General features: G+C 77.0%; 15 protein-coding genes. 11 read left to right on the top strand and 4 right to left on the bottom strand.

The genetic code is table 11. From position 1 onward, the window contains the following. Positions 1 to 21: 21 nt before the first annotated feature. Together ACFY0X_RS01515 and ACFY0X_RS01510 are read right to left on the bottom strand one after the other, a co-directional pair. On the bottom strand, positions 22 to 720 hold the full coding sequence (locus ACFY0X_RS01515; RefSeq protein WP_387747573.1) for a LuxR C-terminal-related transcriptional regulator: 699 nt from the start codon (positions 718 to 720) through the stop codon (positions 22 to 24). 11 nt (positions 721 to 731) lie between these two features. Further along, positions 732 to 1,340 (bottom strand): response regulator transcription factor, encoded by a 609-nt coding sequence (locus ACFY0X_RS01510; protein ID WP_387747571.1) that lies wholly within the window; start codon positions 1,338 to 1,340, stop codon positions 732 to 734. 498 nt (positions 1,341 to 1,838) lie between these two features. On the opposite strand from ACFY0X_RS01510, the gene ACFY0X_RS01505 reads away from it, so the two are divergent. From ACFY0X_RS01505 to ACFY0X_RS01455, 11 genes are all read left to right on the top strand, one after another. After that, positions 1,839 to 2,798: a UDP-glucuronic acid decarboxylase family protein gene (locus tag ACFY0X_RS01505; RefSeq protein WP_387747569.1), complete on the top strand. Its 960-nt coding sequence runs from the start codon at positions 1,839 to 1,841 to the stop codon at positions 2,796 to 2,798. 91 nt (positions 2,799 to 2,889) lie between these two features. Continuing rightward, complete coding sequence (locus tag ACFY0X_RS01500; RefSeq protein ID WP_387748055.1) at positions 2,890 to 4,560, top strand: carbamoyltransferase; 1,671 nt, start codon at positions 2,890 to 2,892, stop codon at positions 4,558 to 4,560. Then, the gene (locus ACFY0X_RS01495) at positions 4,557 to 5,621 is read left to right on the top strand and encodes a glycosyltransferase family 2 protein (RefSeq protein ID WP_387747567.1); all 1,065 of its coding nucleotides are present in this window, start codon (positions 4,557 to 4,559) and stop codon (positions 5,619 to 5,621) included. The genes ACFY0X_RS01500 and ACFY0X_RS01495 overlap by 4 nt, the downstream gene beginning before the upstream one ends. Before the next feature lie 34 nt (positions 5,622 to 5,655). Next, positions 5,656 to 6,315: a D-glycero-alpha-D-manno-heptose-1,7-bisphosphate 7-phosphatase gene (locus ACFY0X_RS01490; protein WP_387747565.1), complete on the top strand. Its 660-nt coding sequence runs from the start codon at positions 5,656 to 5,658 to the stop codon at positions 6,313 to 6,315. Then, positions 6,312 to 7,373: a glycosyltransferase family 9 protein gene (locus tag ACFY0X_RS01485; protein ID WP_387747563.1), complete on the top strand. Its 1,062-nt coding sequence runs from the start codon at positions 6,312 to 6,314 to the stop codon at positions 7,371 to 7,373. Before ACFY0X_RS01490 ends, ACFY0X_RS01485 begins: the two co-directional genes overlap by 4 nt. 97 nt (positions 7,374 to 7,470) lie before the next feature. After that, positions 7,471 to 8,721 (top strand): glycosyltransferase, encoded by a 1,251-nt coding sequence (locus ACFY0X_RS01480; RefSeq protein WP_387747561.1) that lies wholly within the window; start codon positions 7,471 to 7,473, stop codon positions 8,719 to 8,721. Continuing rightward, positions 8,721 to 9,374 (top strand): SIS domain-containing protein, encoded by a 654-nt coding sequence (locus ACFY0X_RS01475; RefSeq protein WP_387747559.1) that lies wholly within the window; start codon positions 8,721 to 8,723, stop codon positions 9,372 to 9,374. Before ACFY0X_RS01480 ends, ACFY0X_RS01475 begins: the two co-directional genes overlap by 1 nt. Before the next feature lie 82 nt (positions 9,375 to 9,456). Beyond that, positions 9,457 to 10,455, top strand: coding sequence for a glycosyltransferase family 9 protein (locus ACFY0X_RS01470; RefSeq protein ID WP_387747557.1), 999 nt, complete (start codon positions 9,457 to 9,459; stop codon positions 10,453 to 10,455). Then, on the top strand, positions 10,452 to 11,348 hold the full coding sequence (locus ACFY0X_RS01465; protein ID WP_387747555.1) for a glycosyltransferase family 2 protein: 897 nt from the start codon (positions 10,452 to 10,454) through the stop codon (positions 11,346 to 11,348). The genes ACFY0X_RS01470 and ACFY0X_RS01465 overlap by 4 nt, the downstream gene beginning before the upstream one ends. Then, complete coding sequence (locus ACFY0X_RS01460) at positions 11,345 to 12,259, top strand: glycosyltransferase family 2 protein (protein WP_387747553.1); 915 nt, start codon at positions 11,345 to 11,347, stop codon at positions 12,257 to 12,259. Before ACFY0X_RS01465 ends, ACFY0X_RS01460 begins: the two co-directional genes overlap by 4 nt. Before the next feature lie 326 nt (positions 12,260 to 12,585). Further along, positions 12,586 to 13,974 carry an MFS transporter gene (locus tag ACFY0X_RS01455; RefSeq protein WP_387747551.1) on the top strand — a complete coding sequence of 463 codons (1,389 nt, stop codon included), beginning with the start codon at positions 12,586 to 12,588 and terminating at the stop codon, positions 13,972 to 13,974. Positions 13,975 to 14,039: 65 nt separating this feature from the next. Here ACFY0X_RS01455 and ACFY0X_RS01450 read toward each other — a convergent pair whose 3' ends face one another. Together ACFY0X_RS01450 and ACFY0X_RS01445 are read right to left on the bottom strand one after the other, a co-directional pair. Next, the gene (locus ACFY0X_RS01450; protein ID WP_387747549.1) at positions 14,040 to 14,765 is read right to left on the bottom strand and encodes a glycosyltransferase; all 726 of its coding nucleotides are present in this window, start codon (positions 14,763 to 14,765) and stop codon (positions 14,040 to 14,042) included. A 167-nt stretch (positions 14,766 to 14,932) separates the two neighbouring features. Continuing rightward, positions 14,933 to 15,964 carry a DNA topoisomerase IB gene (locus ACFY0X_RS01445; protein WP_387747547.1) on the bottom strand — a complete coding sequence of 344 codons (1,032 nt, stop codon included), beginning with the start codon at positions 15,962 to 15,964 and terminating at the stop codon, positions 14,933 to 14,935. Between the last annotated feature and the right edge of the window lie 196 nt (positions 15,965 to 16,160).

The raw sequence follows: 16,160 nt of genomic DNA, 5'->3' as shown, positions 1-16,160 counted from the left end.
CGCCGGCCCGGCAGACACGCCCTATATCAGGCCGGCCCGGACGGCGTGCGCCACCGCGTGGGCGCGGTTGCGGACCTGGAGTCGGGCCATCAGGTCGTACAGCGCGTTCTTCACGGTGTGCTGCGAGCAGGACAGCGTCCGGGCGATCGCGGCGTTGTCGTAGCCCTCGGCCACCAGGGCGAGCACCAGGGACTGCCGGGCGGTCAGCGGCGTTCCGGGGCGTTGCGCCCCCGGTTCCTCGCCCCCGACGGGGAACAGCCGCAGCACCACGCCCTGCGGGATCATCCCCTCCCCGTGCCGGGCGGTGCGCACGGCGGCGGCCAGCCGGTGCGGGGCGGTGTCACCGGCGCGCAGCATGGTCCGGGCGCCGGAGCGCACGGCCCGCAGCACCCCGCCCGCGGTGAAGCGTTCGGCGACCAGCAGCACCCCGGACCCGGCCCCGGACCCTCCCGGCGGCGGGCAGATGCCGAGGGCCTCCTCGACCGTCCCGCCGACGGCGACCGTGACCGCGCCCGGTGGTCCGTCGACGGGGCGGCTGCCGAGCAGTTCCACGCCGGCCCGTCTCAGCGCGTCGGCCAGGGCCTCGTACCCGGCGAGGTCGGCGGTCCGGAGGTGGGCGCGCAACCGGTGGCCCGCGCCGGTCCGGGCCCGGTCGGCCGGCGCGGCCGGCGCGGCCGGGTACGAGGCGCCGGTCAGGGGCCCGGCCGGAACCTCGGCCACCGCCGCGCCGCTCACAGCAGGCCCCCGCGCAGCGCGAAGGCGACGGCGTGGGCGCGGTTGCGCAGCCGGAACCGCTGCGTGATGTCGCGCAGCACGGTCGTCACGGTCCGCACCGAGTAGTTCAGTTCGCGGGCGATCTCCTCGGTCTCCCGGCCGTCCGCGACCAGTTGCAGCACGGTGCGTTCCCGGTCGCTGAGGCCCGGGCCGCCGGCGTACGGGCGGACGCCGCCCTCCCGGTGGTCGAGCAGTTCGTCGAGCAGGTCGGCGGACATGGTGCAGTCGCCGCCCGCGGCGGTGAGCACGGTGCGCACCAGGCGGTCGACGGTCACCTCGCGGCGGCGCAGCAGTCCGGCCGCACCGGCGGTGACGGCCTGGCGCGCGTCGGCGGCGTCCAGTTCGGTGGCCACCAGGACCACTTCGGGCCGCTGGGACCGTTCGCGGGTGGTGGTGACCAGGTCCAGGGCCGGGCGGTCCACCTGGTCGACGATCACGACGGCGACCTGGGCGGGCTCGTTGGGGAGCGCCAGCGTGACCTCCGGGCTGTTGCCCAGGGTGCTGGCGGCTCCCGCCTCCAGGACGGGATCCAGTGCGACTACGCGGACGGACAGGGCGTTCCCCATGGAGCGGCTCCTCGATCGGCGCGGCGAGTCCTCTTGGGCCCTGAGCATCGGTCGGGCCCGGCTGGAGCCGCATGGGGGATCGGCCCCCGCATTCCGCCCACGGCCGAGGCGGCCCCTCCCCGCTCCCCGGGGAAGGCCTCGGCGGCCCCGCGGGACACCGTCGTGCGCGGTGCTTCCCGGGCCGGGCGCACGCCGGCCCGGGGCCGCATGGGGGGATCGCCCCCAGGTTCTCGGCGGCCCGGCCGGGACGGCCGGGGTTCGTTCGGATGGAGTACCGGCCCGGTCGGCGGCGGCCGTCCGTTCGCGGTCGTCCGCGGCCTGCCGCCGCGCCGGGGGGCGGCAGGGCGGGCGGGGCGGCGGCGGCCCGCGGGCGCGGCGGGGGGGTGCGCGGGCCGGAACCCGAGACGCGGGCGGTCCGACTGGCGGAACGCCCCCAGGTCCGCCAAAGCTGGTCCGGGGACCGCGGGCCGCAAGTCCGCGACGACCGAAAGGAATTCCATGGGCAGCTTGCCGACCGACCACATGCATGCCGTCGTGACGGGAGGGGCCGGCTTCGTGGGTTCCCATGTGTGCACGGAACTCGTCCGGCTCGGCCATGCCGTCACCTGCGTCGACGACTTCTGCACCGGTTCCCCGGCCAACGTGCGCCACCTGCTGGGCCGCCCCGGTTTCGAGCTCCGCGAGGCGGACGTCACCGACCGGCTGGAGATCGACCGGCCCGTGGACCTCGTCCTGCACCTCGCCTCCCCCGCCTCGCCCAGCGACTACCTCCGGCTCCCGGTCCACACCCTCGACGCGGGCAGCCTGGGCACCCGCAACGCGCTGGCCCTGGCCCAGCGGCACGGCGCGAGGTTCCTGCTCACCTCGACCTCGGAGGTCTACGGCGATCCGCTGCAGCATCCGCAGAGCGAGACCTACTGGGGCAACGTCAACCCGGTCGGTCCGCGGAGCGTCTACGACGAGGCGAAGCGGTTCGCCGAGGCGCTGACCACGGCCGAGTCCGCCGCCGAGGGGGTGGACACCGCGATCGTCCGCCTGTTCAACACCTACGGGCCCCGGATGAGGTCCCACGACGGGCGGGCGGTGCCGACGTTCATCCGCCAGGCGCTGGCCGGCGAGCCCCTGACGGTGACCGGCGACGGCAGCCAGACCCGCTCCCTGACCTACGTGAGCGACACCGTGAACGGCATCCTCGCCATGGCCCGCTCCGAGCTGGCCGGCCCGGTGAACCTCGGCAACGACACCGAGATCACCATGCTGGATCTGGCGAGGCTCATCATCGAGCTCACCGGTTCCACGTCGACGGTGGAGTTCATCGCGCGCCCCACCGACGACCCCGCCGTCAGGTGCCCGGACATCACCCTGGCCCGCGGGAAGCTCCGCTGGGAACCGACGGTGCCCGCCCGCGAGGGACTCGCCCGCACCATCGCCTGGTTCCGCGAGCACCCCGAGGCCTGACGCGAGCACCCGAGGCCAGAGCAGTCCTCCCCGACCCGACCCTCCACCTGACGTGCGGGGCCCGCCGCCGATCCGGAAGGCCGTCATGACCATGCGCATTCTCGGCATCAACGCCCTCTTCCACGACCCTGCCGCCGCCCTCGTCATCGACGGGCGGACGGTGGCGGCGGCGGAGGAGGAGCGTTTCAGCCGCCGCAAGCACGGCAAGCGTCCGCTGCCCTTCTCCGCCTGGGAGCTGCCCGAACAGGCCGCCCGCTGGTGCCTGGACCACGCGGGCATCCGCCCCGGCGACCTCGACCTGGTGGGCTACTCCTTCGACCCGGCACTCGCCCGGCCCGCCGAGCAGCTGGGCCTGGACGACCCCTGGGACCACGTGCGCCTCACCTACGCCCGCGAGGCCCCGAACTTCCTCGCCGAGGCGCTGCCCGGACTGGACCCCGCCAAGGTCAGGTTCGTCCCGCACCACGTCGCGCACGCCGCGTCCGCCGCGTTCGCCGCCGACGGGAACACCGACCCCTCCTCGGTCCTGGTGCTCGACGGCCGGGGCGAGGCGACGTCGCACCTGGCCGCCCGCCGGGAGGGGCCGCGGCTGCACCAGCTCGCGGCCCAGGAACTCCCGCACTCCATGGGCCTGGTGTACGAGGAGCTGACCCAGCACCTGGGATTCCTCCGGTCCTCGGACGAGTACAAGGTGATGGCGATGGCCTCGTACGGCTCGCCGACCTCGGTGGCGGAACTCCGCCGGTACGTCCACTCCACCGGCGACGGCGGCTTCCGCGCCGCCGGCGTGCCGTGGGCCGAGTTCGCACCGGCCCTGCGGCCCGGCCAGGATTGGACTCCCGCCCACGCCGACCTCGCGTGCTCCGCGCAACGGGTGCTCGAGGAGGTGCTGCTGGACCTGGCCCGCTGGCTGCACGGGCGCACCCACGACCGGCTGCTGACGATGGCCGGCGGGGTGGCCCTGAACTGCGTGGCGAACTCCCGCATCGCCGCCGAGGGCCCGTTCGAACGGGTCTGGGTGCAACCGGCCGCCGGCGACGCCGGCACCGCGCTCGGCGCCGCGCTGCACCTCGCGGCCTCCGCCGGGGACCAGCCGGAACCGATGCCCGGCGCCGACCTCGGCCGGGGCTGGTCGGACCGGGAGCTGGAGGACTGGCTGCGCGGCGCCGCCGTCCCCTACGAACGGCCGGAGGACGTCGCCGCCGAGGTGGCCCGGGAGCTCGCCGCGGACGGCATCGTCGCGTGGTTCCAGGGCCGGTCCGAGTTCGGCCCGCGCGCGCTCGGGCACCGCTCGCTGCTCGCCCACCCCGGCCGGGCCGCGAACCTCGAACGGCTGAACGACGTCAAGGGGCGGGAGCAGTTCCGGCCCGTCGCGCCGATGGTCCTCGCCGACCGGGCGCAGAAGATCTTCAACGGCCGGCACCCGAGCCCCTACATGCTGTTCGTCCACGAGGTCGCACCCGCGTGGCGCGACCGGATCCCCGCCGTGGTCCACGTGGACGGCACGGCCCGGATCCAGACCGTCGATCCGCTGGACGACCCCCTGACGGCACGGATGCTGGAGCGGTTCGAGCTGCTCACCGGCCTCCCCGTCGTCGTCAACACCAGCCTCAACACGGCGGGGCGCCCGATGGTGGACGACGTCCGGGACGCCCTGGAGTGCTTCGGCTCCGCGCCGGTCGACCTGCTCGCCCTCGGCCCGTTCGTCGTCCGCCGAGCGGCCCTGTTCGCGGGGCCGGACCGGACGGAGGCCCGGGCATGACGCACGGCACCGGCCCCTCGTACGCCGTCGTCATACCCACGCTCGGCCGGCCGAGCCTGTCCGTCACCCTCGCCGCCCTCGCCGGGGCCCGCGGGCCGGCGCCGGAACGCGTGGTCCTGGTGGACGACCGCCCGCTGACCGACTGCGGGCCGCTGGACGTCGAGGTCCCGCCGTCCCTCCGGGACCGGACCTCGGTGGTGGCGGGTTGCGGGAACGGCCCCGCGGCCGCCCGCAACGCCGGCTGGCGGAGCGTCGGACAGGAGTGGATCGCCTTCCTGGACGACGACACCGTGCCCGGACCGACCTGGCCGGCCGACCTCGCCGCCGACCTCGCCGCCTGCGGGCGGCGCACCGGCGGAAGCCAGGGCACCATCGTGGTGCCGCTGCCCGACGACCGGCGGCCGACCGACTGGGAGCGGTCGACGGCCGGGCTCGCCAGATCGTTGTGGATCACCGCGGACATGGCGTACCGCCGCACCGCCCTGGAGCAGGTCGGCGGCTTCGACGAGCGCTTCCGCAGGGCCTTCCGCGAGGACGCCGACCTGGCCCTGCGCGTCCTCGACGCGGGCTGGCACCTCACCCAGGGCGCGCGCACCACCCTGCACCCCGTCCGGCCGGCCGACCGCTGGGTCTCCCTGCGCCAGCAGGCGGGCAACGCGGACGACATCCTGATGAACCGCCTCCACGGGCGGCACTGGTGGCACCGGGCCGGAGCCCCCCGCGGCCGGCTCCCCCGGCACCTGGCGGTCACCGGCTGCGCGGTCGGCGCCGCCGTCGCCGCCCTGGCCCGCCGCCCCCGCGCCTCGCTCGCGCTCGCCGGGCTCTGGCTGGCGGGCACCGGGGAGTTCGCGCTGGCGAGGATCGCGCCCGGGCCGCGGCTCGCGGACGAGGTCACCACGATGCTGCTCACCAGCGCGGCGATCCCGCCCGCCGCGGGCTACCACTGGGCCGCGGGCCTTCTGCGGCACCGCCGCGTGGCGCCCTGGCGGCCCGCGCCGGACGCCGGGCCCGGGCCCGCGCACCGGGCCGGCGGCGGACGACCGGTTCCGGCCCACCACTGAGCCCCGTAGCCGCGCAGCCGAGGAGGACACCCCCATGACCGTTCCCACCGACTCCACCGCGCCGGCCGGGCCCGTGCCCGGGCGCCCGGCTCCGGACGGCCTGCTGCCATGGATCCGTACGACCGGGTCCGCGGGTGCCGCGGACCGTCCGGGGACACCACGTGCGGCCGTGCTCTTCGACCGCGACGGGACGCTCGTCCACGACGTGCCGTACAACGGTGATCCGGACGCCGTACGTCCGGTGACCGGCGCGGCCGACGCCGTCGCGGCCCTGCGGTCGGCCGGGATCCTGGTGGGCGTCGTGAGCAACCAGTCCGGGGTGGCCCGCGGCCTGCTGACCCGGGAGCAGGTCGAGGCCGTGAACCGGCGCGTCGACGAACTGCTCGGACCGGTGGACGTCTGGGCCGTCTGCCCGCACGGCCCCGAGGACGGCTGCCGCTGCCGCAAGCCGGCGCCCGGGCTGGTGCTGGCCGCCTGCCGGGCCCTGGGCGTCCCGCCCCGGCGGGCGGTCGTCATCGGGGACATCGGCTCCGACGGCGCCGCGGCCGAGGCCGCCGGGGCGTTCCCCGTCCTGGTGCCCAACGCCGCCACCCGCGCCGAGGAGACGGCCGCGGCGAGGACCGTCGCGAGCGATCTCGTCGCTGCCGTCGGGACCGCGCTGCACCACCTCCTTCCCCCCGGGCGGGCCGCATGACGAGGACCCTCGTCGTACGCCTCGACAGCGCGGGCGACGTGCTGCTCGCCGGGCCCGCCGTACGGGCCGTCGCCGGCTCCTCCGCGCACGTGGCCGTGCTCTGCGGGCACCGGGGCGCCGCGGCGGCCGAGCTGCTGCCCGGCGTCGACCGGACCGTCGTCTGGGAGGCCCCCTGGGTCGGCTTCGACCCGCCCCCGCTGGACGCCGAGGACGTCCGGGCGGTCGTGGCGGACCTCGCCCGGCAGCGCTTCGACCGCGCCCTCGTGCTCACGTCCTTCCATCAGAGCCCGCTGCCCACCGCCCTGCTGCTCCGGCTGGCCGGCGTGGCCTGGATCGCCGCCGACTGCGAGGACTACCCGGGTTCGCTGCTCGATCTGCGCCACCGGCGCGCGCCCGGCCGGCACGAGGCCGAGGCGGCCCTCGACCTGGCCCGGGCCGCCGGATTCCCGCTCCCCCCGCACGACGACGGCCGGCTGCGGGTGCTGCCGCCGCCCGACTTGCGGCACCTGACCGGTCCGGACCCGTACGTGGTGGTCCATCCCGGCGCGGCCGTTCCCGCCCGCGCCGCCGGTCCCGCGGTGCTCGCGGCCGCCGTGCGCGCCCTGGCGGACTCCGGACGGCGGGTGGTGGTGACCGGCGGCCCGGCGGAGAAGGAACTCACCGCCGAGGTCGCGGGGGCGCACGCCCTGGACCTCGGCGGCCGCACCGACCTCAGGGGCCTGTCGGCGGTGCTGGCCGCGGCCGACGCCGTGGTCGCCGGCAACACCGGTCCGGCCCACCTGGCCGCCGCCGTCGGCACCCCGGTCGTGAGCCTGTTCTCCCCGGTCGTGCCGGCCGAGCGCTGGCGTCCGTTCGGCGTGCCGCACCTGCTGCTGGGCCGGCAGGACGCGCCGTGCGCCGCGAGCCGGGCCAGGGTCTGCCCCGTCGAGGGCCATCCCTGCCTGGACACCCTGACCGGCATCCAGATCGCGGCGGCGGTGGGCCGGTTGACGAACGGAGCGGTGCCGGGCGGGCAGTTCCCGCCCGCCCGGCCGAGCACCGGAAAGGTGAGCTCATGAACACCCTGCTGAGGCACGTGCACGGCTCCCGGACGACCGGGACGGCCGAGGAGCGGCTCCCGGCGGACCGGGACCGCCTGACCGATGAGGTGACCCGGTGAACCGGCCCCTGACCGTCGCCCTGGTGTCCGAACACGCCAGCCCGCTCGCCGTGCTCGGCGGGGTGGACGCCGGAGGCCAGAACGTCCACGTCGCCGCACTCGCCGGCGCCCTGGCCGACCTGGGCCACCGGGTGGTCGTCCACACCCGGCGCGACCGCGCCGGATCGCCCGAGGAGGTCGCGATGCGTCCGGGCGTCGTCGTCCACCACGTGCCGGCCGGACCGCCCCGCCCCGTCCCCAAGGACCGACTGCTGCCCTACATGGACGAGTTCGGGGACCATCTGGCGCGTTACTGGACCCGCCGCAGACCGGACATCGTGCACTCGCACTTCTGGATGTCGGGGCTGGCCGCCCTGCGCGGAGCCCGGCACCTGGGCCTACCGGTCGCCCACACCTACCACGCGCTCGGTACGGTCAAACGCCGCCACCAGGGCCACGAGGACAGCAGCCCCGCCCAGCGGATCGGGCTGGAGTCGCACCTCGGCCGCACCGCCACCCGCGTGATCGCCACCTGCAGCGACGAGGTGTCCGAGCTCCTCGCGATGGGCGTACCCACCGACCGGGTCAGGATCGTGCCGTGCGGTGTCGACCCCGACCGGTTCAGCCCGCAGGGCGACGTGGCACCGCGCTCGGCACCGCACCGGCTGCTCATGGTCGGACGGCTCGTCGCGCGCAAGGGCGGTGCCACCGCCCTGGAGGCGCTCGCCCGGCTGCCCGACACCGAGTTGGTGATCGCCGGCGGCCCCCCGGCCGACCGCCTGGACGCCGATCCGGAGTGCCGGCGGCTGCGCGCGCTGGCCGTCGAGCACGGAGTGGCCGACCGGCTCGTCCTGCTGGGCGGCGTGCCCAACACCCGGATGCCGGCGCTCCTGCGCAGCGCCGACCTCGTGGTCTGCCCCGCGCACTACGAGCCGTTCGGCATCGTCCCGCTGGAGGCGATGGCGTGCGGCGTGCCGGTGGTCGCCACCGCGGTCGGCGGCCACCTCGACACGGTCGCCGACGGCCGGACCGGCCTGCTGGTGCCCAGCGGGTCCGGTGCGGCGCTGGCCGCCGCGGCCGCCAGGCTGCTCGGCGACCACCGGCTGCGCCGTGACTTCGGGGCGGCCGGACGCCGGCGCGTCCTCGCCTCCTACAGCTGGGAGCGGGTCGCGGCGAGCACCGAACGGATCTACCGGGAGGCGGTGCGCCCCCACCCCGTGGCCCCCGATCCGCAGGCCCGTACCGCGGCACCGTCGGGAGGACTGTGATGAGCGCTCACTTCCACGAGTCGGCGCACGACCTCGCCGAGGCCCAGCGGCACTGCGCCGCGCTGGAGGACGCGGTGCGGGCCCTGCGCGGCGGGCAGCTTCCGCTGCTCACCAGCTGGGGCCAGGCCCTGGCCGGCCTGCTGCCCGCCGGTGGGCGCCTGCTCGTCGCGGGCAACGGCGGCAGTGCCGCGCAGGCCCAGCACCTCACCGCCGAACTCGTCGGCCGCTATCGCGTGGAGCGCCCCGCGTTCTCCGCGCTGGCCCTGCACGCCGAGACCTCCGCGCTGACCGCGATCGGCAACGACTACGGCTTCGAGGAGGTGTACGCGCGCCAGGTGGCCGCACACGGGAGGCCCGGCGACGTGCTGGTCCTGATGTCGACCTCGGGGCGCAGCGGCAACCTGCTCAGGGCCGCCGACGTCGGCCGTAGGTCCGGCCTCGGGGTGTGGGCGATGACGGGCCCGGCACCCAACCCGCTCGCCGAGCGGGCCGACGAGACGTTCGCCGTCGCCTCCGAGGCGACCGCCACCGTCCAGGAGGTCCACCTGATGGCCCTCCACCTGGTCTGCGAGGCGTTCGACGCGGCGCTGGCCCGCCGCGCCGGCGGGCGGGCCCCGGCCGACGGCGCCCGGCCGGCGGGTGAGGTCGCGTGAACGGGCCGCCCGTGGTGGCGGAGCGGGCCGTCGGTGTCGGCGCCGTCGGCACCGGCGGGCCGGGCTCCGCGGGGGCGGGCCCGTGAGCGCGGCCGACGGCCGGCCGCGGCTGCTCGTCCTGCGCGCGCTGGGCCTCGGCGACCTGCTCACCGGGATCCCGGCCCTGCGCGCACTGCGCCGCCACCACCCCGGCCACGAACTGGTCCTGGCGGCGCCCGGCCGCCTGGCCCCGGCGGTGGCGGCCACCGGCTGCGTCGACCGGCTGCTGGCCACCGACGCCGCCGGGCGCGAGGTGCCGGGCGACCTGCGCTGGGACGGGCCGGCGCCGGCGCTGGCGGTCGACCTGCACGGCTGCGGCGAGGAGAGCCTCGGACTCCTGCGGGCCCTGGAGCCGCGGCGGCTCATCGGGTACGCGGCACGGGGGGCCGGCGGCGCCGGGTGGCGCGCGGACGAACACGAACGGGACCGCTGGTGCCGTCTGCTGCGCTCCCACGGCATCCCCGCGGACCCCGCCGACCTGCTGATCCGACGGCCGGCGGTTCGTTCCCCCGCTCCTGGCGCGGTGGTGCTGCACCCGGGCGCCGACGCGGGGGCCCGCCGGTGGCCCGCCGCCCGCTTCGCCGCGGTGGCCCGCGAGCTGCGCCGCTCCGGCCGGCCGGTGGTCGTCACTGCCGGCGCGGGCGAGGCGGAGCTCGCCCGGGAGGTGGCCGCCCTCGCCGGCCTGCCCGCGGGATCGGTCCTCGGCGGGGCCGCGGACGTGCCGTTCGAGACCCTGGCGGCGCTGGTCGCCGAGGCGGGCGCCGTGGTCGCCGGGGACACCGGCCTCTCCCATCTCGCCACGGCCCTCGGCACCGCCTCGGTCACCCTCTTCGGCCCGGTGTCGCCCCGCCTCTGGGGACCGCCCGCCGACGAGCGCCACCGGATCCTGTGGCGGCCCGAGCGCCTCGACGGCGACCGGCCCGGCGACGCGCACGGCGAGTCCCCCGACCCACGGCTGCTGCGGATCGGTCCGGACGACGTCCTGTCCGAACTGAGGGCCCTCCCCGCCCGGGCGCAGGAAGGAGGTGACGGCGACCGATGACGAGCCCGCACCCCGCGCCCCGCGTCGGCGTCGTGGTCATCACGCGCAACCGCCGGGAACGCCTGCTGCACACCCTCGACCGGCTCCGGAGCCTGCCCGAGGCCCCGCCCGTCGTCGTCCTGGACAACGCCTCCGCCGACGGCACGGCCGCCGCCGTACGCGAGCGCCACCCCGCCGTGGCGGTGCACGTCCTGCGCCGCAACCGGGGCGCGGTCGCCCGGAACGTCGGAGTCGAGCAGCTCGGCACCCCCTACGTCGCCTTCAGTGACGACGACTCGTGGTGGCGGCCCGGGGCGCTGTCCCTCGCGGCCGGGCTGTTCGACCGGCACGAGCGGCTCGGGCTGCTCGCGGCGGCCACCCGGGTCGGGCCCGGCGGTCGGGCCGACCCCATCGACGACCGGCTCGCCGCGTCCCCGCTCGGGGTGGCTCCCGATCTGCCGGGGCCTTCCGTCCTGGGCTTCCTCGCCTGCGCGAGCGTCGTCCGCCGGAGCGCGTTCCTGCAGGTGGGAGGGTTCCACCCGGTGCTGCACTTCGGCGGGGAGGAGGCCCTGCTGGCCCTCGACCTGGCCGCGGCGGGCTGGGGAGTCGCCCACTGCCCGCAGGTCGTCGCCCACCACCACCCGGACCCGGGCGCGCGGCCCGGACGGGTCGCGCGGATGCGCCGCAACGAACTGCTCACCTGCTGGCTGCGCCGGCCGTGGCCCCACGTGGCGCGGCAGAGCGCCGGCCTGCTGCGGGAGGCCGCGGGGAGCCCCCAGGCCGCCCGGGCCCTGGTCGGAGCGCTCCCCAGGATCCCCGTCGCACTCGCCCTGCGCAGGCCCCTCCCTCCGGAGGTGGAGAAGTCCGTGGCCTGTCTGGAGGAAGCCGGCGTGATCGACGGGACGGCCCGATGACCGACCAGCGCGTCGCCGTCGCCGTCATCACGCACAACCGCCGCGACGAGCTCCTCCACACCCTCGGCCGGCTCGCCCTGCTGCCCGAGCGGCCGCCCGTCGTCGTCGTGGACAACGCCTCCGCCGACGGCAGTGCGGACGCCGTCCGCAGGCTGCATCCCGGGGTCCGCCTGCTCACCCCCGGCCGCAACCTCGGCGCCTGCGGTCGCAACCTCGCCGCCCGCGAGCTGGACTGCCCCTACCTGGCCTTCAGCGACGACGACACCTGGTGGGAACCGGGCTCGCTCAGCGCCGCGGCCGACCTGCTGGACGCCCATCCGGACGTCGCCACCGTCACCGCCCGGATCGTGGTCGAGGACCCGGCCGCGCCGGACCGGCCGCCGGCCGAGGACCCGATCGTGGCCGAACTGCGCGACTCCCCCGTGCCCGCCCCGGCAGGCCTACCCGGCCCCGCCCTCGGCTCGTTCCTGGCCGGAGCCACCGTCGTCCGGCTCTCGGCCTTCCGGGCGGCCGGCGGCTTCTCGCCGCGGCTGTGGCTGGGCGGCGAGGAGGAGCTCCTCGCCCACGACCTCGCCTCGAAGGGCTGGTGGCTCGTCTACGCCGCCGAACTCACCGTCCACCACCGGCCGTCACCGCTGCGTGACCCGACGCTGCGACGCCGCCACGGGATCCGGAACACCCTGTGGACGACCTGGCTCCGGCGGCATCCCGCCACCGTCGTGCGACGCACCGCCCACCTGGTGCGCACCGTCCCCCGCGACGCCGTCTCCGCCCGCGCCTTCGCCGAGGCCGCCGCCGGCCTGCCCTGGGTCCTGCGGGAGCGCCGACGGCTGCCGGCCCGGGTCGAGCAGGCGCTGCGGCTGCTGGAGGAGCCCCAGCGGTCGTCGACCGCGCGCCGCTACGTCGGTTGAGCCCGCGCCGCACGGCAGGCGGCGCTCCCCCACGGCGATGCGGCGCCCGCCGCACCGGCCCGGTCGCGGAGCGTCACACCGCACCGGACCGACCGCCCGGCCGACGCGGTGTGACAGACGCCACCGAGCGGCGACGCCGCTGGTCAAGCCGGGTGCGACGGCTCCGCGCCCCGGCAGTGTGACGCGATCGTCGCTCGGGATCCCGCCGCGACCGGTCAGGATGGACGGCGCCGCTCCGTCGCTCCCGCGTCCGAGCCGCCCCGGCTCCCGCCCGGCGACCGTCCGCCCGGAGCCCTCCCCGTGCCCACCTGATCCAGATGTGAGACGTGCTGCCCACCACCAAGGCGTCGCCGGCGACCCCGAACACCCTGCTCCCCGCCCAACGAAGCGGCCCGGACCGTCCTGCCGCGAGTCCCGCCGTCCCCCCGACCGCCCCGTCCGGGTCGCGCGCCCCGTGGCGCTCCCTGCGCCACCGCGGCATGCGCTGGTGGTCGCTGGCGAACCTGGTCTCGAACGTCGGCGCCTGGATGCAGCTGACCGTCCAGAACCTCCTGGTCCTCCAGCTGACCGGCTCGGCCGCCGTCACCGGACTGTCGCTCGCCCTCCAGGTCGCCCCCGGCCTGCTGCTCGGACTCGTGGGCGGAGCCGCGGTCGACCGCTGGCCGCGCAAGCTCACGGCGACCGCCTGCCAGGCGGTGCTGGCCGCGATCGCCTTCGCCACGGCGGCCCTGGTGGCCTTCGGGGCGCTCAGTGTCCCGGCCCTGATGGTGCTGGCCGTCCTCACCGGGCTCGTCGCCACGGTCGAGGGCCCGGCCTGCGCCCTCCTGGGCAACGACCTCGTGCCGCCGGAGGACGTCCCCTCGGCGATCTCGGTCGGCTCGGTGGTGCACAGCGTCGGACGGCTGGCCGGCACCGCGTCGGCCGGCGTCGTCGTCGCCCTGTTCGGGATGGCGAGCGCGTACGTGGTCAACGGCGTCTCCTTCGTCCTGGTGGCGGCGGTCATCCCGTTCCTGCGGCCGGCCGCCGGCGCGGTCACGGCCGACGCGCCACCGCCGCCGGCCGCGGGACAGGGCGTCAGGGACGGCATCGCCTTCTTCTGCAGCAGGCGCCGCCTGGTCGCGCTGGCGTGTCTGACCGGCCTGGGCTCGGTGCTGGGCCGCAACTACGGCCTGACGCTCGCCGCACTGGTCAGCGGCGCCCTGCACGGCGGAGCGGAGGAGTTCGGGGTGATCGCCACCGTCCTGGCCGTCGGCGGAACCGCCGGGGCGGTGCTGGCCGGACGGCTGCGCAACCCCTCCGTGCGGTTGGTGGCCGTCGTGACGGCGGCCGGCGGCGTGCTCCAGTGCTTCGCCGCGCTCTCCCCCACCGTCCTGTTCCTCGCGCTGCTGGTCGTCCCGATGGCCGTGCTGGAGTCGCTGAGCGACACCGCGGTCTCGACGATCCTCCAGACGGACCCGCCGGCTCACCTGCGCGGACGGGTCCTGGGCGCCTGGCGCAGTGTCAGCACCGTGTGGGGCCTCGCCGGACCGCTCGTGCTCGGGGGGTCCATCCAGGCGCTGGGGGCCCGGGGCGCGCTGCTTTCCGGCGGGCTGGTGGTCGGCGGGGCGGTGGGCGGAGCCGCCGCCGCGCGACGCCGATCGGCCGGGCCGGTCACGGCCGCGGCCGCGGAGGGGCGGGTCGCCGTCGCGGAGGAGCGGATCGCCGTCGCGGTCTGAGGGCCGGCCGGCCCGACGGAGGGCGGTGCCCGGCGGCTCGCTACCGGACGGTTGCGGACGTCCCGCTACGGGTGCTCCCGGCGGGGCGACCGGGTCTCCAGCGCCTCCCGGTAGACCAGTTCGGTGAAGGCGGCGGCCCGGTCGCGGGCGTGGCGGGCCGCCGCCGGCGGGCGGCGCGACACCGAGTGGTCCCCGTCCCGCGGGAGGAGCCGGATCCGCTCCTCGGCGACGCCCATCGCCCGCAGGGCGCCGAACTCGTCCTGGCAGCCCGCGAGGACCCGGTCGGCCTGCCGCCCCACGGCGGTCTCGATGGCGAGCCGGCCGGACGCGGTCACGCCCCGGCCGTCGCCCCGGCCGTCGTCACGGCCCCGTGCCGCGCTGCCGCCGAGGGCGTGGAAGGTCTGCACCAGGGGGACGCCCAGGTAGTGGGCGCCGGGCAGGGCGACGAGCCCGGAGGTCCAGAAGTGCGCGTGGGCGATCGTCGGCGGGTGGTGGATCCAGTAGTCGGCGAGCCGTTCGCCGAAGTCCGCCATGCCGCGCAGCACGTCCTCCTCGGAGGTGCCGAGGGCCAGGCACTCGCCCACGTGGTGCACCAGGACGCCCGGGCAGAGCGGGACGTCCTCGCCGAGGCGGGTGTCGGCACGCCTGGTGTGCACGGTGACCTGGTGGCCGCGGCGGGCGAGGGCCCGGGAGAGGGCCGCGACGTGGGCGCGCAACGGGTCCGCGTCGCCGCCGGGCGGTGCGAGGGGGCTGACCCTTTCGGACACCAGTGCAATGCGCAGCGATCTCATCGGAGCCTCACCTCCCGGTCAGTGTGGCCCAGCCCTTCCGAGCACGCCAGCCGGCTGTTCCGGCCCGTCGGCGGCGGGCCCGCGACCGGCGGTGGGGGCCGTCCTCGGGCCGTTCGTCGGGCACGTCGGCGTACCCTCGGGCCGCTGACCGACGCGGGCGGCCGCGCTCATCGCCGGCCCGGCGGACCCACCGGTTCGGACAGGAGCGCGCGGACCGCGTCCTCGACCGGTCCGTGGGTGGCGACGGGTCCGCCGTCGATCCCGAGGTCGTCGAGGGCCGGCGCGATGGTCACGCCTTCGTCGAACAGTTCGATCAGCCGCGGGTTGATGTAGGAGGCCCGGCAGACGGCGGGGGTGTTGCCCAGGTAGTCGGCCACTTCCCTGACCACCCGCCCCACCGCCCGCTTGCGGGCGGCCTCGGACGTGCCGGCGGCCCGGCGCGAGACGGCGAGCCCGACCGCGGCGAGGACGGTGGCGTTCCACGTCCGGAAGTCCTTGGCGGTGATGTCCGTCCCGCCGAGCTCCCGCAGGTACTCGTTGAGGTCGCTCCCGTGCACCTCGCGCCACCCCCGCCCCTGCCGGTGGACCAGGAGCCGCTCGCCCGGGTGACGGCTGCGCAGGAGGGACCGGACCGCGGCGCAGGCCGGCGGGTCCGCGAGGACGGCGAACCGCTGTCGGCCGGATTTGGCCGGGTACTCGAAACGGACCCCGTCGCGCGCCAGGGTGACGTGGGAGCGCAGGACGGTGGTGAGGCCGTAGGAGCCGTTGTCCCGGGTGTAGGCGTCGGATCCGATGCGGAAGAGGCCGAGGTCCAGCAGCCGGGCCCCGCAGGCCAGCACGCGCTCACGACGCAGTCCGCGTCCGGCCAGGTCCTGTTCGACGGCGTCGCGGAGCTTGGGGAGGCAGGCCGCGACGTCCACGACGTGCTCGTGCTTCGCCCGGTCGCGCTGCTCCCGGAAGGCCGGGTGGTAGAGGTACTGCCGGCGGCCGGCCGCGTCGGTGCCCACGGCTTGCAGGTGCCCGTCGGCGTGCGGACAGATCCACACGTCGGTCCAGGCGGGCGGCACCGCGAGGGCCCTGAGGCGGGCGAGTTCCTCCTCGCCCACCGGCCGGCCGTCCGCGGCGAGGTAGCGGAAGCCACGACCGTGCCGCCTCCGCCGGTAGCCGGGCGCGTGCGGATCGCTGGTTCTCAGACGCATGGCCCGACTCCCTCCGCCCTGACCGCTGCGACGTCGCCGACGAGTCGCTGCCGCGTCCGTCGGCCTGCACCGAGCGCTTGCCCGTCCGGCCGCGCGGCAATCCGCCCGGCCACGCGCTCTCACCGGGGTCGGCCGCAGCTGCCGCCCACGCCCTCCGCCGGGCCGTGCCCGACCACGTCCGCCGAATGACCGGCCC

Origin of the sequence: Kitasatospora sp. NPDC001547 (genome assembly GCF_042894165.1) — a bacterium.
GTDB lineage: Bacteria > Actinomycetota > Actinomycetes > Streptomycetales > Streptomycetaceae > Kitasatospora.
This window is presented reverse-complemented; position numbering and strand designations above follow the sequence as displayed.

Bases quoted from the DNA above. Each gene is read 5' to 3' on its own strand.
- ACFY0X_RS01510 (WP_387747571.1), bottom strand. From the start codon at position 1,340: ATGGGGAACGCCCTGTCCGTCCGCGTAGTCGCACTGGATCCCGTCCTG.
- ACFY0X_RS01505 (WP_387747569.1), top strand. From the start codon at position 1,839: ATGGGCAGCTTGCCGACCGACCACATGCATGCCGTCGTGACGGGAGGG.
- ACFY0X_RS01500 (WP_387748055.1), top strand. From the start codon at position 2,890: ATGCGCATTCTCGGCATCAACGCCCTCTTCCACGACCCTGCCGCCGCC.
- ACFY0X_RS01495 (WP_387747567.1), top strand. From the start codon at position 4,557: ATGACGCACGGCACCGGCCCCTCGTACGCCGTCGTCATACCCACGCTC.
- ACFY0X_RS01490 (WP_387747565.1), top strand. From the start codon at position 5,656: ATGACCGTTCCCACCGACTCCACCGCGCCGGCCGGGCCCGTGCCCGGG.
- ACFY0X_RS01485 (WP_387747563.1), top strand. From the start codon at position 6,312: ATGACGAGGACCCTCGTCGTACGCCTCGACAGCGCGGGCGACGTGCTG.
- ACFY0X_RS01475 (WP_387747559.1), top strand. From the start codon at position 8,721: ATGAGCGCTCACTTCCACGAGTCGGCGCACGACCTCGCCGAGGCCCAG.
- ACFY0X_RS01465 (WP_387747555.1), top strand. From the start codon at position 10,452: ATGACGAGCCCGCACCCCGCGCCCCGCGTCGGCGTCGTGGTCATCACG.
- ACFY0X_RS01460 (WP_387747553.1), top strand. From the start codon at position 11,345: ATGACCGACCAGCGCGTCGCCGTCGCCGTCATCACGCACAACCGCCGC.
- ACFY0X_RS01450 (WP_387747549.1), bottom strand. From the start codon at position 14,765: ATGAGATCGCTGCGCATTGCACTGGTGTCCGAAAGGGTCAGCCCCCTC.
- ACFY0X_RS01445 (WP_387747547.1), bottom strand. From the start codon at position 15,964: ATGCGTCTGAGAACCAGCGATCCGCACGCGCCCGGCTACCGGCGGAGG.